This window comes from Variovorax sp. PMC12 (genome assembly GCF_003019815.1).
Taxonomy (GTDB): Bacteria; Pseudomonadota; Gammaproteobacteria; order Burkholderiales; family Burkholderiaceae_C; genus Variovorax.
Genome location: NZ_CP027773.1, coordinates 5,026,577 through 5,043,768 on the forward strand (window position 1 = coordinate 5,026,577; position 17,192 = coordinate 5,043,768).

The following is a 17,192-nucleotide window of genomic DNA, read 5'->3' on the forward strand; positions in this document are numbered from 1 at the left end:
ACCTCGTAGGGGGTGGGTGATGCGGCAGGGATTGTAAGTGGGGCAGGTAACCCCCCGATACAGGCCTGACAGTCTTTCGATGCCTTTCAGGTTTGCCCGCAACGGGCGTCGCCGCGGTACAGTGCCGCCGTGGACCGCCTCCAAAGCATTGAAACTTTCGTTCGTGTCGCGCAGACCCAGAGCTTCGCGGAAGCGGCTCGGCAGCTGCGGGTGGCCAACTCGGTGGTGACCACGCGGGTCAAGCAGCTCGAGGAATTCCTGGGTGCGCCGCTGTTCCACCGCAGCACGCGCGTGGTGCGGCTCAGCGACATGGGCCAGGCCTTTCTGCGCGACTGCACCGAGCTGGTCGTGCGTGCCGACAACATCGTCGACCAGATGCGCGACGCGCGCGGCACGCCTTCGGGCACGCTGCGGGTGCATGCGCTGACCGGCATGGTGCTGGGCCGCTTCGCCTCGCTGCTGCGCGAGTTCCAGACCACCTACCCCGACATCCACCTCGAGCTGATCGTGAGCGACGCGGTGGCCGACCCGGTCAAGGCCGGCGTCGACTGCGCGCTGCAGATCTTTCCGGCGGCCTCGCAGGAACTGGTGTCGCGCCCGCTCTTCCCGGTGCGGCGCGTGCTCTGCGCCACGCCCTCCTACCTGGAGGCCCACGGCACGCCCGCCACCCCGCGTGAACTGCACCGCCACAAGCTGGGCCTGTATTCGGGCTATCCCACGCGCGACCGCTGGACCTTCCATCACAACGGCGAGCAGACCACCATCTACCTCGCCGCCGCGCTGCTGACCAACAGCGTGCACCTGCTGCGCGAATATGCACTGGAGCATGCCGGCATCGTCTGCCTGCCGACGCTGGTGGCGGGAGACGCCATCGCCCGCGGCGACCTGCAGGTGGTGCTGGCCGAGCACCAGCTGTCGTCGTTCTCGCTGAGCGCGGTGTACGCGGGCACCTCGCGCAATGCGCTGAAGCTGCGGCTCTTCATAGAGCACATCGCCACGCGCTTCACCCGCGTGCCGCCGTGGGACGCCACGCTGATCGAGCGCGGCCTCATTCCCGCCGAACTGATCGAGTTCAGCCGCTCCAGCGGATAGCGCACGAACAGGGGTAAACCCGGTCGATTATTCGGAGACTCCGAATAATCCTCTTCCAAACTGGTCCCTACCGGCGGCGTCGCATGGCTCCTAGAGTTCGCTCATCCAAGGAGACAAGCCATGACAGCCGCTACTTCGACCACCTACCGCACCCGCTTCGGGTCGCTCAAGCACTTCGAAAAGGGCCACGTCGAACCCATCGACGACGACGTGCGCCACTACGCGTTCTCCAACTGCTTCGAGATCGCGAGCATCAGCAAGCCCTACGAGAAGGTCGTGTTCGGCCAGAACCAGATCTACGTCCTGGAGACGCTGCGCGCCGAAGGCACCTCGCCCTGGTACACCTGCGCGCATGACGAGTTCGCGCTGGTGATGGACGGCGAGGTCGAGGTGCACCTCGTGCAGCTCGACGCCGCGCAGGCCGTGGCCGACAAGGAAAAGAACGGCGCCGTGCTCGTCGAGGGCGAGCCCAGGGGCAAGAGGATGGGCTGGATGAAGCTCTCGCGCGGCCACCAGGGCCTGCTGCCGAAGAACACCGCCTACCAGTTCCGCAGCGCCGGCGAGCCGGGCGTGATCGTCCTGCAGAGCTGCAAGGGCGATCTCTCCGTAGAAAAGTGGGCCGACATCTGCCAATCGCATTGAGAGGAACCGCAACATGAACGCACCCGCAGAACTCGCCAAGGTGATCGCGTCGCAGCCCGACGCCACGCTCGGCTACAAGGACTTTTCTCTCGGCAGCTTCAGCTTCCGCCGCGACGAATACTTCGTGCACATCGGCTGGAAGACCCGCGACGGCCGCCCGATGAGCCACACCATGGACGCCGGCAACTACCTGCGCGCGCTGATGCGCGACGTGGCCTGGGGCTTCTTCTACGGCTGGGTCAACTTCGACGACGTGTTCGGCACCGTCAACCACTACGAGTCGGTCGACCTGTACGCCGGCAGCTTCAACGGCACCATGAAGGACGCGGGCATCGACCTGCTCGAGAACTTCCCCACCGCGCAGATCCGCGCCACCTTCGAGGCCATGCTCGACGACTGGACCAACGAGAGCTTCGACCCCTTCGCCGCGCCGCAGGAAACCGGCTCGCCCTATGGCCGCAAGAACGGCAACAACACCGCCAAGATCACGAGGGCACGCGAGCTGGCCAAACGCTGCGTGGGCCTCAAGGGCGACCTCGACCTGCGCAGCGACGAGCGCGGCGCGCCGGTCAACCGCGCCTTCGCCGACGTGCCGCAGGGCCAGCCCGAGCTGCACCCCGAGCCCGGCTTCGAGAACGATGTGCACGCCTTCAACCTCTTCGGCTTCCTGAGCCGCTCGCAGGTGACGTGGAACCCGAGCTTCACCTCGGTGGTGAAGCACAGCTACATGTGCCCGACGACCGAGGAGCACATCCTGCCGATCATCCACGGCAACGACCGCGTCGAGTGGTTCTTCCAGATGACCGACGAAATCCACTGGGACTGCGGCGACAAGAACACCGGCAAGCCCATGGCACGCGTGATCATGAAGGCCGGCGACATGGCAGCCATGCCCGCGTACTGCCGGCACCAGGGCTTCAGCCCCAAGCGCTCGATGCTGCTGGTGTGGGAGAACGGTTCGCCGAGCCTGGTGTACGAGATCCAGAAGGGCGAGTCGCCCGAGATTCCCGTGCAGTTCTGATGCATTTCTCCCTCCCCCGCCGGGGGAGGGCAGGGGTGGGGGCTCTCCAGGCCCGCGCCCTCTTCGAAGAAGCCCCCACCCCAACCCTCCCCCAGCGGGGGAGGGAGAGGAACGACCATGCCTGCACCGTCCATCCGCCATCAGCTCTTCATCGACGGCCGCTTCGTCGACGCCGAATCCGGCGAGACGCTCGCCACGCTCAACCCGCACGACAACACGCCCATCGTCGATGTCGCGCTGGCCGGCAAGGCCGACGTCGACAAGGCAGTGGCCGCCGCGAAGCGCGCCTTTCCCAAATGGAGCCGCATGGCCGCGGCAGACCGGGGCCGCATCCTGCTGAAGCTCGCCGACCTCATCGAGGCCAACGCCGAGGAGCTCGCGCGCCTCGAATCGCTGGATACCGGCCACCCCATCCGCGATTCGCGCCGGCTCGACGTGCCGCGCACGGCCGCGTGCTTCCGCTACTTCGGAGGCATGGCCGACAAGTTCCAGGGCGAGACCATTCCGGTGGAAGAGGGCTTTCTCAACTACACGCTGCGCGAGCCCGTCGGCATCGTCGGCCAGGTCGTGCCGTGGAACTTTCCGCTGATGTTCACCAGCTGGAAAATGGCGCCCGCGCTCGCGGCCGGCAACTGCATCGTGATGAAGCCGGCGGAGATCACACCGCTGAGTTCGCTGCGCATCGCCGAGCTGATGGCCGAGGCCGGCCTGCCGCCCGGGGTGGTCAACATGCTGCCGGGGCTGGGCAGCGTGGCGGGCCAGTACATCGCCGAGCATCCCGAGATCGCGAAGATCGCCTTCACCGGCAGCACCGCCACCGGCCGGCGCATCGTGCAGGCCAGCGCGGGCAACCTGAAGAAGGTGCAGCTCGAACTTGGCGGCAAGGGGCCGAACATCGTCTTCGAGGACGCGAACCTGCAGGCCGCAGTCAACGGGAGCGCGTGGGCCATCTTCCACAACCAGGGGCAGGCCTGCATCGCTGGCTCGCGGCTGATGCTGCACGAGAAGATCGCCGATGCCTTCCTCGAGCAGTTCATACCGCTGGCCAGATCGATCCGCCTCGGCAACCCGCTCGACGAGAACACCGAGATGGGGCCGCTCACCAGCGCACAGCACCGCGAGCGCGTGCTGAGCTATGTGGAAGTGGCGCAGGGCGAGGGCGGCGAGCTGCTTGCCGGCGGCAAGTCGCCCGGCGGCGACCTGGCGAAGGGCTGCTACGTCGAGCCGACGGTGATGCGCGCCATGTCATACAAGGACCGCGTCGCGCAGGAAGAAGTGTTCGGGCCCTTCGTCACCGTGCTCACTTTCAAGAATGACGAAGAGGCGATGCAGATCGCCAACGGCACCGACTACGGCCTCGGCAGCGGCCTGTGGACCGGCAACCTGCAACGCGCCCACAAAGTGGCGCGCGACCTGCACGCCGGCATGGTCTGGATCAACAGCTACAAGCGCGTGAACCCCGGCTCGCCCTTCGGCGGCGTCGGCCAGAGCGGCTACGGCCGCGAGATGGGGTTCGATGCGATGCGCGAATACACGCAGGTCAAGAGCGTGTGGGTGAACGTCGACGCGCAGATACCGCCGCACTTCGCGCGCTGACCTCGCCCCTTTGCGACAACACAAACAGAAGAGACGGAGACAACCATGACATTCAATCGCAGACAGTTCACGCAGGCCACGGCCGCGCTGGTGGCCTCGGGCGCAACGCCGCTGGTGTTCGCGGCCGACACGCTGAAGATCGGCTATGTGTCGCCGCAGACCGGGCCGCTCGCGCCCTTCGGCGAGGCCGACAAGTGGGTCATCGACCAGATGAAGACCGCCTTCAAGGACGGCATCAGCGTCGGCGGCAGGAAGTACGCGGTGCAGATCGTGCTGAAGGACAGCCAGTCGAACCCCAACCGCGCGGGCGAAGTGGCGAACGACCTGATCCTGAAGGACAAGGTCGCGCTGGTGCTCACCGCCGGCACGCCTGAGACCGCCAACCCGGTGAGCGATGCGTGCGAACTCAACGAGGTGCCCTGCGTGTCCAGCGTGGTGCCGTGGCAGCCGTGGTTCTTCGGCCGCAAGGGCGACCCGGCGAAGGGCTTCAACTGGACGTACCACCTGTTCTGGGGGCTCGAAGACGTCATCGCCAATTTCACCAACGGCTGGAAGACGCTGGCCACCAACAAGAAGGTGGGCGGCCTTTTCCCGAATGACGGCGACGGCAATGCCTGGGGCGACAAGGAGCTGGGCTTTCCCAAGCCGCTCGCGCAGATGGGCTTCACGCTCACCGACCCCGGACGCTTCCAGAACGGCACGCAGGATTTCAGCGCGCAGATCGCGGCCTTCAAGAGCGCGGGCTGCGAGATCGTCACCGGCGTGGTGATTCCGCCCGATGCCAAGACCTTCCTCACGCAGGCACGGCAGCAGGGCTTCAGGCCCAAGGTCATCACGCTGGGCAAGGCGCTGCTGTTCCCCGGTGCCATCGAGGCACTCGGCGATCTGGGCGACGGCCTGTCGACCGAGGTGTGGTGGAGCCCGTCGCACCCGTTCACCTCGAGCCTCACGCAGCAGAGCGCGAAGGCGCTGGCCGATGCCTACGAGGCCGGCGTGAAGAAGCAGTGGACGCAACCCATCGGCTTCGCGCATGCGCTGTTCGAAGTGGCGGCGAATGCGCTGGGGCGCGCGAAGTCTTTGAAGGCTTCGGACGTGCGCGACGCCGTGGCCTCGACCTCGATCAACTCGGTGGTCGGCCCGGTGAAGTGGGGCGGCCAGGGGCCCTTCAAGAACGTCAGCAAGACGCCGCTGGTGCTCGGCCAGTGGGGCAAGGGCACGAAGTACAAGGTGGAGCTGACCATCGTCAACAACGAGGCGGCGACCAGCATTCCCACCGGCGGCAAGCTGCGGCTGCTCTGACATGACGCTGCTGGCACTGCATGCCGTGAGCAAGTCCTACGGCGTGCTCAAGGTCACGGACGACATCACGCTGTCGGTGGCCGAGGGCGAGACGCTGGGCATCCTCGGGCCGAACGGCGCGGGGAAGACCACGCTGTTCAACCTGATCTCGGGCGACGTGCGCGTCGATGCGGGTCGCGTGGAATACGCGGGCCGCGACGTGACGCGGCTCAAGCCGCACCAGCGCTGCCATGCGGGCATCGGGCGCAGCTACCAGGTGCCGCAGCCCTTCGGCAACATGAGCGTGTTCGAGAATCTCGTCACGGCCGCCTGCTTCGGCGGGCAGCAGGCCGAGCGCGAGGCATGGCAGACGGCGCACGAGGTGCTCTCGCAGACGGGCCTGATGGCGCATGCGAACAAGCCCGCGGGCGGGCTGACGCTGCTCGACCGCAAGCGGCTGGAGCTGGCGCGTGCGCTCGCGACGCGGCCGCGCCTGCTGCTGCTCGACGAGATCGCCGGTGGATTGACGGAGCCGGAAGCCGCCGTGCTGGTGGCGGAGCTCAAGCGCATCAAGGCGCGCGGCGTGACGATGATCTGGATCGAGCACGTGGTGCATGCGCTGCTGTCGCTGGCGGACCGGTTGTTCGTCATCAACTTCGGGCAGAAGCTGGCGGAGGGCGCGCCGCGCGCGGTGATGAACGACGCGGAAGTGCGGCGGGTGTACATGGGGATGGAAGCATGAGCGCGACACGTCTTCGAATTGCTCCTTCCCCTTCCGGGGGAAGGTCGGGATGGGGGCACGACGGCGCTGGTTTCGCCGTGGCGCCTCATCGAACGCCGCTTGCCCCCGCCCCGTCCCTCCCCCGGAAGGGGAGGGAGCAAAGACCATGACAGCCCTGCTCTCCACCCACGCCCTCAAGGCCTTCTACGGCGACGCCCAAGCCCTCTTCGGCATCGACTTCTCGCTCGTGCAGGGCGAGCTCGTCGCCATCATCGGCGCCAACGGCGCGGGCAAGTCGACCTTCCTCAAGAGCCTCACGGGCCTGGTGCGCGCGCCGCGCGAAGCCATCGAGTTCAAGGGCCGGCCCATCGGCGGCCTTCCGCCCGGCGACATCGTTCGGCAGGGCCTTGCGATGGTTCCCGAAGGCCGGCGCCTGTTCCCCAGCCTCAGCGTGGAAGAGAACCTGCTCATGGGCGCCACCGCCGCGCGCCGCGGCCCCTGGAACCTGCAGCGCCTGTATGCGCTGTTTCCCATCCTCGCCCAGAAGCGCCACCAGCCGGGCACATCGCTCTCGGGCGGGCAGCAGCAGATGGTGGCGCTGGGCCGCGCGCTCATGAGCAACCCCGAGGTGCTGCTGTGCGACGAGCTTTCGCTGGGCCTCGCGCCCATCGTCATCCGCGAGATCTACGCGGCCATGCCCACCATCACGGGCGAAGGCATGACGGTGGTCATCGTCGAGCAGGACGTGACCATGGCGCGCCAGGTCTCGCAGCGCATCTACTGCTTCCAGGAAGGCCGCGTGTCGCTCGAAGGCGATTCGGCCGACCTCACGCGCGAGCAGATCTCGCAAGCCTATTTCGGTATCGAGGCCGCACATGCTTGAAACCCTCGTCCAGGGCGTGCTGCTCGGCGGCCTCTACACGCTGTTCGCGCTCGGCCAGTCGCTCATGTTCGGCGTGATGCGGCTCACCAACACCGCGCAGGGCGACTTCATCATCCTCGGCGCGTTCGCGGTCATCGCGGGCGTGTCGCTGACGGGCGATGCGGTGGCGCCGTGGCTGGTCGCGCTCGCGGTGCTGCCGGTGGCATTCGGCTTCGGCTATGCGCTGCAGCGCTACGTGCTCAACGGCACGCTCGGCAAGGACCCGCTGCCTTCGCTGGTCGTGACCTTCGGCCTGTCGATCGTGATCCAGAACCTGCTGCTGGAGCTGTTCTCGGCCGACCCGCGCGCCATCGACACCGGCGGGCTCAGCACCCAGGGCATTGCGCTCGGCGGCGCGATGTCGGTCGGCGTGCTGCCGCTGGTCGTGCTGGCGATCGCATTGGTGGCGACGGGCGCGCTGCAATGGCTCTTCGCGCGCACGGCGCTGGGGCGGTCGTTCCGCGCCGTGTCGGACGACCGCGAGATCGCCGAACTGATGGGGCTGAACGCGAAGAAGGTCTACGCCTTTGCCACCGCCATCGCCTTCGTGCTCATCGCCGTCGCGGGCGCCTTGCAGGGCATGCGCACGACGGTGTCTCCTTCAGACGGGCCTCTGCTGCTGCTCTTCGCCTTTGAGGCGGTGATCATCGGCGGCATGGGCTCGTTCTGGGGCACGCTGGCCGGCGCGATGATCCTCGGCATCACGCAGCAGATCGGCTTCAGGCTCGACCCGGGCTGGGGCATCTGGTTCGGGCACATCGTGTTCCTGGTAGTGCTGGTGCTGCGGCCGCAGGGGCTCTTTCCAAAGACGCGCGGATGAAGCGAATGACGAACATGCCTCCCACACTCATCGCCGTGGAGCGCGCCACCGCCGCGAGCCGCGCCGCGCTGGCCGTCGGCATTGCCCTGGTGCTCGTTGCGGCCAGCCTGCCTTGGTGGGGCGAGTCGAGCTGGATGCGCGAATTCGTCGAGATTGCCTGCTACTTCATCTTCGCGATGATGTGGAACCTGCTCGCCGGCTATGGCGGCATGGTGAGCATCGGGCAGCAAGCCTTCTTCGGCTTCGGCGGCTACGTGATGCTGATGCTGGGCAACTTCGCGGGCGTCAATCCGTTCGTGGCGATACCCCTTGGGGCGCTGGCGGCGGGGCTGGTCGCCATTCCGGTGTCCTTCGTCGCGTTCCGGCTTTCGGGCGGGTACTTTGCCATCGGCACATGGGTCATCGCGGAAGTGTTCCGGCTGAGCTTCGCGAACGTGTCGGCCGTGGGCGGCGGCTCGGGCACCACGCTTACCGCGCTGCGCGGCATCGAGAAGGCCACCCGCGAAAGCACCACCTATTGGATGGCGCTGGCCTGCGTGGTCGCGGCCGTCGCGCTGGTGTACCTGTTCCTGCGCAGCAAGCGCGGCCTTGCGCTGCTGGCCATACGCGACAACGAGGTGGCGGCGGAGTCGCAGGGTATTCCGGTCGCGCGCATGAAGCTGGCGGTGTACGTGGTCGCGGCCTTCGGCGCTGGGCTCGCGGGTGCGCTGTACTTCGTGGGCAACCTGCGCATCGGCCCCGATGCGGCGTTCAGCGTCAACTGGACGGCCTTCGCCATCTTCATGGTGGTCATCGGCGGCATCGGCCGCATCGAAGGGCCGCTGGTCGGCGCGCTCATCTTCTGGGCGCTCAACAAGTTCCTGAGCGACTACGGCACCTGGTATCTGCTGGGGCTGGGGCTGCTCGCGATTCTCGTCACGCTGTTCTTCAAGCAGGGCCTGTGGGGCTACGCGCAGCAGCGCTGGGGCTGGTCGCTGTTTCCGACGCAGCGCAAGCTGTCGCCGGTGCACGCGCCGGCCGGCGTCAAGGCTTCTTCACGGTGTTGATGTAGTACTCGATCTTCGTGCGGTCCTTGTAGGGATCGTTGTCGAAGAACCTGGTCTCTTGCGAGATCCTGATCTGGTAGCCGTCGCGCACGCCCTCCAGCGAGGTCGCGCTGTCGGTGGTCACGGGCGAGAGCGTGGGCCTGTGGAAGGCGGCCACCGTCTTGAAGCCGTCGGTGCTGAACGCCTTGACGGCCGCGCTGCTCAGGCGGCCGGTGCTGTCTGCGGTCACGTCCACGTCGGTCATTGCGGTGTTCGGCGGCACCGAGAGCAGGCTGGCAAGCGGCGGCGGCAAGGTCTTGGCGCCGCTTTTTTCCTGGATGCGATAGCTCAGGCCGCCCTGCGCGTTGGGCTCGCCCTTCGCAGCGGAGGACTCTTCCATGCTGCTCACGACCCATGCGCTGATGAGCAACAGCGGCGCCGCAATGGCGCCCACGTACAGCAGAAAACGCAGGCGGTCCTTGGTGTGGAAAAACTCGATCATCGGCGTGTGCTCCCTTTGTGGCATGTGGCGGCTGTCAGGTCGACGCTGCCTTGTCCGCCCATGTTAAAGCCCTGCCTGGTGTTCGTTCAGACTTGATTAATATTTGCCCGTCATGTAACGTTGTGTAAACGAAACGTCAGTCACGTTCGTCATTCCCCGGTCTTTTCATTCTTCATGGAGTCATCTTGACGATCACCAAACGCCGCTTGCTCGAAGGCGGCGCGGCAGCCGTCGCCGCCTCGCTGCTCGCGAAGGCTTCCTGGGCACAGCAACGCAACACGGGCGGCGATGCCTGGCCGACCAAGCCGCTGCACATCCTGGTGGGCTTTCCCGCAGGCGCGTCGCCCGACCTCGCGGCCCGCGCCATCGCGGAGCCACTGTCGAAGATCCTGCGCCAGCCGGTGACGGTCGAGAACAAGCCGGGCGCAAGCGGCAACACCGTCGCCGACCAGGTGGCCAAGGCCACCGACGACCACACCATCGGCGCGCTGATCAACGGCAACCTCACCATCGCCAAGCTGCTCAACCCGTCGCTGCCCTTCGACCCCGAGAAAGACTTCGCCCCGGTCGGCCTGATCGGCACCGCGCCGCTGGTGCTGGCCGTGTCGGGCAGCGCCACGGGCAAGACGGCGGCCGAGCAACTGCTGTGGGTGCGCAATCTCGGCGGCAGCGGCAAGTACGGCACGCCGGGCGTGGGCACCGTGGGCCACCTGGGCATGGAACTCATCAAGAGCCGCGCCGCCATCACCGCGCAGCACAAGCCCTACACCGGCAACCCGCAGGTCATCGCGGGGCTGCTGGCCAACGAGATCCAGCTGGCGCTGCTGCCGCCCGGCCTTGCCATGCCGCACATCAAGTCGGGAAAGATCAAGGCCATCGGCGTGACCTCGCCCGAGCGCAGCCCGCTGGCGAGCGAGCTGCCCACCATCCGCGACGCCGACGTGCGCGGCGCCGACCTCGAGATCTGGACCGCGCTCGCCGCGCCCGCCGGCATGAAGCCCGCCGCCGTGGCAAGGCTCAATGCCGCGCTGGTCGAAGTGATCAGTTCGCCCGAGGTGAGCCAGGCGCTGCTCAAGACCGGCTGGCAGGCGCAGCCCGGCTCTCCCGACACGCTGGCCAAGCGCATGCGCGCCGACACCACGCGCCTGGGCGGCGTGATCCTGATGAAGGGCATCCGCTCGGACGCCTGAGCGTGCGCAACGGCGGCCGCGGGTGTGCGCTCAGAGCAGCTGCGACACCCGCTTCGCCGCATCCACCAGCGCAGGCAGCATGGTCTCCTGCATCACCTTCGCGCTGGTGCGGTTCGCCTGCCCGCTGATGTTGAGCGCGGCCACCATGCGCCCCTGCCGGTCGACGATGGGCGCGGCCACCGAAATCAGGCCTTCCTCAAGCTCCTGGTTCACCAGGCACCACTGCTGCTTGCGCGCCTGCGCCACCTTGGCCATGAGCGCATCGATGTCGGTCAGCGTGTGCTTGGTCAGCGTCTGGATGTCGGAGGCTTCGAGGCGCGTGCGCACTTCGTCGTCATCGAGGTCCGCCAGCAACAGCCGGCCCAGCGACGTGCAGTAGGCCGGCAGTCGGGAGCCCACGCCCAGGTTGATGTGCATGATCTTCTTCGTCGGCACGCGCAGCACGTAGACGATGTCGGTCGCGTCCAGCACGGCGGCCGAGCACGACTCCTGCACCTGCTGCACCAGTGCTTCCATCACCGGCTCCGCGCGGTTCCAGATCGGCATCGACGAGAGGTACGCGAAGCCCAGGTCGAGGATGCGCGGCGTGAGCGTGAACAGCTTGCCGTCGGTCACCACGTAGCCCAGCGTCTGCAGCGTGAGCAGGATGCGCCGCGCGCCCGCGCGCGTGAGGCCGCTGCCGGCGGCCACCTCGCTCAGCGTCTGGTGCGGCGCGTTCGCGCTGAACGAACGGATGACCTGCAGGCCGCGTGCGAAAGACTGCACGTAGCTGTCGCCGGGCGCGGGTGCGGTGGGTTGTGTCGCGTGGGTTGCCATGCTGAGCGATCCTCTCTAGAATTCATTATACGAACAAATGTTCTTTAGACGAACAAATTGTCGGTTCGCAGAATCGGGCGGATCGCGGTTCGGTTTCTTCTTTCCTCTCACCCGGAGACAAGCTTCATGATCAACAAGATCGCGCGCTCGGTCGCCGATGCCCTGTCGGGCATCCAGGACGGCGCCACGGTTCTCATCGGCGGCTTCGGCACCGCCGGCATCCCCGGCGAACTCATCGACGGCCTCGTCGAGCAGGGCGCCAAGGACCTCACGGTCGTCAACAACAACGCGGGCAACGGCGAGACCGGCCTCGCGGCGCTGCTCAAGACGGGCCGCGTGCGCAAGATCATCTGCAGCTTCCCTCGCCAGGCCGACAGCCAGGTGTTCGACGGGCTCTACCGCAGCGGCAAGATCGAACTCGAGCTCGTGCCCCAGGGCAACCTCGCCGAGCGCATCCGCGCCGCGGGCGCGGGCATCGGCGCCTTCTTCTGCCCCACGGGCTACGGCACGCAACTGGCCGGCAACCGCGAGACCCGCGAGATCGACGGCAAGCAGTACGTGCTCGAGTACCCCATCCACGGCGACGTGGCGCTCATCAAGGCCGAGCGCGGCGACCGCTGGGGCAACCTGGTCTATCGCAAGGCGGCGCGCAACTTCGGCCCGGTCATGGCCATGGCCGCGAAGAAGACCATCGCCACCGTGCACGACATCGCCGAGCTCGGCACCCTAGACCCCGAGACCATCGTGACCCCGGGCATCTTCGTGCACCAGGTGGTGCGCATCGAACGCGTGGCGACCCAGGCCGGCGGTTTCAAGAAGGCAGCATGACCATGACTTACACACGTCGCACCAAGGACCAGCTCGCCGCCCGCGTGGCGCAGGACATCTTCGACGGCGCCGTCGTCAACCTCGGCATCGGCCAGCCCACGCTGGTGGCCAACCACCTGCCCAAGGGCCGCGAGGTCATCCTGCAGAGCGAGAACGGCATCCTCGGCATGGGCCCCGCGCCCGAGGCCGGCGAAGAAGACTACGACCTGATCAACGCCGGCAAGCAGCCCGTCACGCTGCTGCCGGGCGGCGCCTTCTTCCACCATGCCGACAGCTTCGCGATGATGCGCGGCGGCCACCTCGACATCTGCGTGCTCGGCGCGTTCCAGGTGTCGGCCACCGGCGACCTCGCCAACTGGCACACCGGCGAGAAAGACGCCATTCCCGCCGTCGGCGGCGCCATGGACCTGGCCATTGGCGCCAAGCAGACGTGGGTCATGATGGACCTGCTGACCAAGCAGGGCGCGAGCAAGCTGGTGAAGGAATGCACCTATCCGCTGACCGGCATCGCCTGCGTCAAGCGCGTGTATTCCGATCTCGCCACGCTCGAGTGCACGCCGCAAGGCCTGAAGCTCATCGACCTGGTCGACGGCCTGAGCCGCGAAGAACTCGAGAAGCTCGTCGGCCTTCCGATCGCCGCCTGATCCCTTTCAAGCCATTACAGAGACACACCATGACCAACCAAGCCTTCATCTGCGACGCCGTTCGCACCCCCTTCGGCCGCTACGGCGGCTCGCTCAGCAGCGTGCGCGCCGACGACCTGGGCGCCGTGCCCCTGCGCGCACTGATGGAACGCAACAAGAACGTCGACTGGCAGGCGGTGAGCGACGTGCTCTACGGATGCGCCAACCAGGCCGGCGAAGACAACCGCAACGTCGCGCGCATGTCGGCGCTGCTGGCGGGCCTGCCGCTCGAACTCGGCGGCGCGACCATCAACCGCCTGTGCGGTTCGGGCCTCGATGCCGTGGGCACGGCCGCACGCGCCATCCGCGCCGGTGAAGCCGGCCTGATGATCGCCGGCGGCGTGGAAAGCATGAGCCGCGCTCCCTTCGTCATGCCCAAGGCCGAAAGCGCCTTCAGCCGCAACAACGCGGTGTACGACACCACCATCGGCTGGCGCTTCGTCAACAAGCTCATGAAGGCGCAGTACGGCGTCGACTCGATGCCCGAGACGGCAGAAAACGTGGCCACCGACTACAAGATCGAGCGCGAGGCGCAAGACCTGATGGCGCTGAACTCGCAGTTGCGCGCAGTGGCTTCGCAGAAGTCGGGCTTCTTCGACGCTGAAATCGTGCCCGTGACCGTGCCGCAGAAGAAGGGCGACGCCATCATCGTCAGCAAGGACGAGCATCCGCGCGAGACCAGCCTCGAGTCGCTCGCCAAGCTCAAGGGCGTGGTGCGTCCTGACGGCACCGTGACCGCCGGCAATGCCAGCGGCGTGAACGACGGCGCCTGCGCGCTGCTGCTGGCCGACGAAGCCAGCGCCGCCAAGCACGGCCTCACGCCGCGCGCCCGGGTGGTCGGCATGGCCACTGCCGGCGTCGCGCCGCGCGTGATGGGCATCGGCCCCGCGCCCGCCACGCAGAAGGTGCTGGCGCTCACGGGCCTCACGCTCGACCAGATCGACGTCATCGAACTGAACGAAGCCTTCGCAGCCCAGGGCCTCGCCGTGCTGCGCCTGCTGGGCCTGAAGGACGACGACGCCCGCGTCAACATCAACGGCGGCGCCATCGCGCTGGGCCACCCGCTGGGCGCCAGCGGCGCCCGCCTGGCCACCACGGCGGTGAACCAGCTGCACAAGGGCGGCGGCCGCTATGCGCTGTGCACGATGTGCATCGGCGTGGGCCAGGGCATCGCGGTGATTCTCGAGCGCGTCTGACGCCGCATCCATTGCGGCGCTCGCTGGGCCGCCTTGGCCTCAGATGAGCGTCGCACTCACGCCGCGCGCCACGGCGGGGGCGATGCCGGCGTAGAAGAAGCCCAGGTCGTCCTCGGGGCCGTTGACGGCGCGCCCGCGCACCTTGCTCATCGCGCAGACGCCGACCTGGGCGTCGTCCTTGCCGATGACCAGAACGAAGGGGTTGTCCTCGTCGCCCCGCAGGTAGCGCCCGCCGAACTCGCGGCGCGCGACCTCGAAGACGTAAGCCGACGCGAGAAAGTGAAGGTCGTCCGGCAAGGGCGCCTGCTGCCTGAAGAAGTCGTCAAGCACGCGGTCGACCAGCGACAGCGAGGACGCCGTGTAGTCCAGCCGCGAGCCGTCGATGGGCGCGCCGGGCCGCGAGAACGCGTCGACGAAGTCCTCGGCCTGCGAGGCCATGCCTTCCTCGATCGTCTCGGGCATGGCCGGCTTCTTTTTCTTCAGCAGGTCGAACAATCCCATGGTTGCGGTTTTCCTTCGTCGAAAGATGGATGGATGGATGGATGGATGAATGGATGCGATGCGCTCGGAATCTGCTCACTGTGTCAGAACCCGCAGTCCGCGCGCAAGCAGGAATTCGAAGTACACCGGCGCAGCTAACAGAAGTTCGCGCAGGTTGCAGCGCTCGCCAAAGAGCTACTCCGGGCCTCGGGGCCGTCATGGACATGCCTTGTGCCGTCAATAGTCTTGCTCAGGGTTTTCCCGCATCGAAGCGGCAAGACCCCATCCAGACAGACAGACAACCCACAGAAAAGACGGAACCATGAAGACCACTCACCTCGCCATCGCCGCCGCACTCACCGTGCTGGCCGTCGCCTCCGCCAACGCCCAGCAACGCACCCGCGAAGCCGTCGAGGCAGAGGCAGTTGCCGCGGCCCACGCCAAGGACCAGAACGTCACGCGCGGTTCGCGCGGCGCCGATCCGTTCAAGTCCGTGGCCGATCCTGAAGCTGTCTACAAGCAGGCCGTCGACACGGCCCATGCGCCCAACCAGAACGTGACCCGCGGTTCGCGCGGTCCCGATCCCTTCACCTCGAGCCGCGACCCGGCCCAGGTCTACCAGGAAGCCATGGCCACCGCGGCAGCGCCCGACCAGAACGTGACCGGCGGCTCGCGCGTCAACAGCAAGGTGATCTCCACCATGGAGAACCCGGTGCTGAAGGCCGCGCAAAGCAAGTAAGCAAGGCAAGCGCGCCGGGCTTTTCAAGCGCGCATGCGGCGCGCGGGCTCGGCCCGATGCAGGAAGCCGGTGAACGTGTCGGGAGGCGACGAGCCCATGAGCCGCCACATGATCCGGCCGAGCTCGCCCCGGTGGTAGCCGGCATGGGTCACGACGTGGCCCAGCATCTCTTCGCGCGACATGCGCCCGGCGGCGCCGTCGGTGAAGTCGAAGTCGATGCTCTCGGCAAGCTCCTGCGCACTCAGGCGCGCCGTGTAGGCGACATACCAGCGGTCCGTTTCCCTCACTGCCTCTGCCAGTTCCCGCAGCGGCGGCGCGGTGTCCGACCCTGTGGCGGCGCAGCCGTGGTCCAGGCGCTGCAGGTTCGCCACGAAGATGCGATCGACGATGCATGCGTGGTTGAAGACGCGGACTGCGGCTTCGTATTCGGCCTGCGGCGCCTTTTCGGCCAGTGCGGCCAGGCCCTCCAGCAGCCCTTCGTCCGCCCATGACTTGTAGCGGAACAAGGAATTCAAAAGCGTCTGCGTGGTCATCGCGGTTCCCTTGGATAAAAACGGCACACTTCGCAGCCATCGGCCGACGGCGGGTGCGGGCGGTCTTATTCTTGAGTGGAGCCTCGAACTTGGGTACTCGCATTCCTTCGCAGCACAGGAGCATGCGCAAAGCACCGCGGCAACAGCGTTCGCGCGCCACGGTCGACGTCATCATCGAAGCCGCCGCTCGCGTTCTGGGCCGCAGGGGGTGGGCGCGATTCACGACGAATGAGATCGCGGCGGTCGCGGGCGTCAGCGTGGGTTCGCTGTACCAGTACTTTCCGAACAAGCTGGCCATCGCCGAGGCGATCCGCCAGCGCCACCTCGACGAGGTGCTCCGGGTGTTGTCCGCCGCGGATGAGCAGGACGGAACCCTTTCGCTCGATCAGCGGGTTGCCCGGTTCGTCGATGGCGTCATCGCCACCCATTCCATCGACCAAGCGCTGCATCACGTGCTGGTCGACGAGGTGCCGCTTGGCGCCCGTTCGAGCTACGTGGCGTTCGAGGCTGAGTACCAGCGGCGCTATCGGGCGCTGGTGGCCGCCGCCGACGGCCGTGCTGGCGAAGACGGCGAAGGGCAAGCCATGGCCGCGCGGATGCTCTCGTCGGCGGTAGAGGGCGTCGTCCACTCGGCGGCGGGCCGCCATGAACTCGGCGCGGCGTCATTCAGGACCGAATTGGTCCGGCGCATCCTTGCGTACCTGCGCGACCGGGGCGCGGAGTCTCAGGCGTAGGCCTTGGCCGAGCGCAGTTGCAGCATCGCCAGCATCCGCGCTTCTTCCGCATCGCGCAGGCTCTTGGCTGCGCGGGCAGCGGCATAAGACACATACATCGTTTCGATGGCCTTGCCCCAGGCTTGGGGCGTCTGGTGCACCGTGTCGGCGGGAAGGCTTGCCGCGTACGCCCCTGGCGCGACGGGCTCCATCGGACAAGCCGGCACGTCGTACCCCGCCTTGCGCAGGATGTTTGCTTTGTGGTTTGTGCTGAGCATGCGCGGGGCCTCCTCCGTGGTTGGTGCGAAGAAGATACCGGCACGCCTGCAGGGCCGCCATTAGCTGCTTGACGTATGCGGATGTAGGAAAAAGCCCTCTGGGAGCGATTTCTCGGC

Annotated in this window: 20 protein-coding genes; 15 read left to right on the forward strand and 5 right to left on the reverse strand. The window is 67.1% G+C overall.

The window, feature by feature from the left end; all coding sequences use genetic code 11:
* The first annotated feature begins 129 nt into the window (after positions 1–129).
* The 9 genes from C4F17_RS23420 (at position 130) to C4F17_RS23460 (ending at position 9,138) form a co-directional block, all read left to right on the forward strand.
* Positions 130–1,092, forward strand: a complete 963-nt coding sequence (locus tag C4F17_RS23420; RefSeq protein WP_106936846.1) for a LysR family transcriptional regulator — start codon at positions 130–132, stop codon at positions 1,090–1,092.
* 120 nt (positions 1,093–1,212) lie between these two features.
* Positions 1,213–1,734: a hydroxyquinol 1,2-dioxygenase gene (locus C4F17_RS23425; protein ID WP_106936847.1), complete on the forward strand. Its 522-nt coding sequence runs from the start codon at positions 1,213–1,215 to the stop codon at positions 1,732–1,734.
* 13 nt (positions 1,735–1,747) lie between these two features.
* Positions 1,748–2,755 (forward strand): hydroxyquinol 1,2-dioxygenase, encoded by a 1,008-nt coding sequence (locus C4F17_RS23430; RefSeq protein ID WP_106936848.1) that lies wholly within the window; start codon positions 1,748–1,750, stop codon positions 2,753–2,755.
* Positions 2,756–2,887: 132 nt separating this feature from the next.
* On the forward strand, positions 2,888–4,351 hold the full coding sequence (locus C4F17_RS23435; RefSeq protein ID WP_106937677.1) for an aldehyde dehydrogenase family protein: 1,464 nt from the start codon (positions 2,888–2,890) through the stop codon (positions 4,349–4,351).
* A gap of 45 nt (positions 4,352–4,396) precedes the next feature.
* Positions 4,397–5,650: an ABC transporter substrate-binding protein gene (locus C4F17_RS23440; RefSeq protein WP_081269985.1), complete on the forward strand. Its 1,254-nt coding sequence runs from the start codon at positions 4,397–4,399 to the stop codon at positions 5,648–5,650.
* Between the two features lies 1 nt (position 5,651).
* A complete protein-coding gene (locus C4F17_RS23445; protein WP_081269984.1) occupies positions 5,652–6,371 on the forward strand; it encodes an ABC transporter ATP-binding protein in 720 nt (239 codons plus the stop codon).
* A 145-nt stretch (positions 6,372–6,516) separates the two neighbouring features.
* Entirely contained in the window at positions 6,517–7,233 is a 717-nt protein-coding gene (locus C4F17_RS23450) for an ABC transporter ATP-binding protein (protein ID WP_106936849.1), read from the forward strand.
* Entirely contained in the window at positions 7,226–8,092 is an 867-nt protein-coding gene (locus tag C4F17_RS23455; protein ID WP_106936850.1) for a branched-chain amino acid ABC transporter permease, read from the forward strand. Before C4F17_RS23450 ends, C4F17_RS23455 begins: the two co-directional genes overlap by 8 nt.
* A gap of 14 nt (positions 8,093–8,106) precedes the next feature.
* Complete coding sequence (locus C4F17_RS23460; RefSeq protein ID WP_234382337.1) at positions 8,107–9,138, forward strand: branched-chain amino acid ABC transporter permease; 1,032 nt, start codon at positions 8,107–8,109, stop codon at positions 9,136–9,138.
* On the opposite strand, the gene C4F17_RS23465 is transcribed toward C4F17_RS23460, so the two are convergent.
* Complete coding sequence (locus tag C4F17_RS23465; protein WP_106936852.1) at positions 9,116–9,619, reverse strand: hypothetical protein; 504 nt, start codon at positions 9,617–9,619, stop codon at positions 9,116–9,118. The genes C4F17_RS23460 and C4F17_RS23465 overlap by 23 nt on opposite strands.
* 185 nt (positions 9,620–9,804) lie before the next feature.
* On the opposite strand from C4F17_RS23465, the gene C4F17_RS23470 reads away from it, so the two are divergent.
* The gene (locus C4F17_RS23470; protein ID WP_106936853.1) at positions 9,805–10,809 is read left to right on the forward strand and encodes a Bug family tripartite tricarboxylate transporter substrate binding protein; all 1,005 of its coding nucleotides are present in this window, start codon (positions 9,805–9,807) and stop codon (positions 10,807–10,809) included.
* Positions 10,810–10,839: 30 nt separating this feature from the next.
* Here C4F17_RS23470 and C4F17_RS23475 read toward each other — a convergent pair whose 3' ends face one another.
* The gene (locus tag C4F17_RS23475) at positions 10,840–11,625 is read right to left on the reverse strand and encodes an IclR family transcriptional regulator domain-containing protein (protein ID WP_081269978.1); all 786 of its coding nucleotides are present in this window, start codon (positions 11,623–11,625) and stop codon (positions 10,840–10,842) included.
* 126 nt (positions 11,626–11,751) lie between these two features.
* Here C4F17_RS23475 and C4F17_RS23480 point away from each other — a divergent pair, with 126 nt between their 5' ends.
* Genes C4F17_RS23480 through pcaF form a run of 3 tightly spaced genes read left to right on the forward strand, consistent with a single transcriptional unit; the run spans position 11,752 to position 14,332 of the window.
* Positions 11,752–12,453 carry a 3-oxoacid CoA-transferase subunit A gene (locus tag C4F17_RS23480; RefSeq protein WP_081269977.1) on the forward strand — a complete coding sequence of 234 codons (702 nt, stop codon included), beginning with the start codon at positions 11,752–11,754 and terminating at the stop codon, positions 12,451–12,453.
* Positions 12,450–13,097 carry a 3-oxoacid CoA-transferase subunit B gene (locus C4F17_RS23485; RefSeq protein ID WP_081269976.1) on the forward strand — a complete coding sequence of 216 codons (648 nt, stop codon included), beginning with the start codon at positions 12,450–12,452 and terminating at the stop codon, positions 13,095–13,097. Before C4F17_RS23480 ends, C4F17_RS23485 begins: the two co-directional genes overlap by 4 nt.
* 29 nt (positions 13,098–13,126) lie before the next feature.
* The gene (gene pcaF / locus C4F17_RS23490) at positions 13,127–14,332 is read left to right on the forward strand and encodes a 3-oxoadipyl-CoA thiolase (protein ID WP_081269975.1); all 1,206 of its coding nucleotides are present in this window, start codon (positions 13,127–13,129) and stop codon (positions 14,330–14,332) included.
* Between the two features lie 39 nt (positions 14,333–14,371).
* Here the strand turns inward: pcaF and C4F17_RS23495 are convergent, their stop codons facing one another.
* Entirely contained in the window at positions 14,372–14,833 is a 462-nt protein-coding gene (locus C4F17_RS23495) for a hypothetical protein (protein ID WP_159053691.1), read from the reverse strand.
* Between the two features lie 301 nt (positions 14,834–15,134).
* On the opposite strand from C4F17_RS23495, the gene C4F17_RS23500 reads away from it, so the two are divergent.
* Positions 15,135–15,551 carry a hypothetical protein gene (locus tag C4F17_RS23500; protein ID WP_081269973.1) on the forward strand — a complete coding sequence of 139 codons (417 nt, stop codon included), beginning with the start codon at positions 15,135–15,137 and terminating at the stop codon, positions 15,549–15,551.
* 23 nt (positions 15,552–15,574) lie between these two features.
* Here the strand turns inward: C4F17_RS23500 and C4F17_RS23505 are convergent, their stop codons facing one another.
* Positions 15,575–16,084, reverse strand: a complete 510-nt coding sequence (locus tag C4F17_RS23505) for a DinB family protein (RefSeq protein WP_106936855.1) — start codon at positions 16,082–16,084, stop codon at positions 15,575–15,577.
* A gap of 122 nt (positions 16,085–16,206) precedes the next feature.
* Here C4F17_RS23505 and C4F17_RS23510 point away from each other — a divergent pair, with 122 nt between their 5' ends.
* Positions 16,207–16,818 (forward strand): TetR/AcrR family transcriptional regulator, encoded by a 612-nt coding sequence (locus C4F17_RS23510; RefSeq protein WP_106936856.1) that lies wholly within the window; start codon positions 16,207–16,209, stop codon positions 16,816–16,818.
* Here the strand turns inward: C4F17_RS23510 and C4F17_RS23515 are convergent.
* Positions 16,809–17,075, reverse strand: a complete 267-nt coding sequence (locus C4F17_RS23515) for a hypothetical protein (RefSeq protein WP_081269970.1) — start codon at positions 17,073–17,075, stop codon at positions 16,809–16,811. The two genes, C4F17_RS23510 and C4F17_RS23515, sit on opposite strands and share 10 nt — an antisense overlap.
* Between the last annotated feature and the right edge of the window lie 117 nt (positions 17,076–17,192).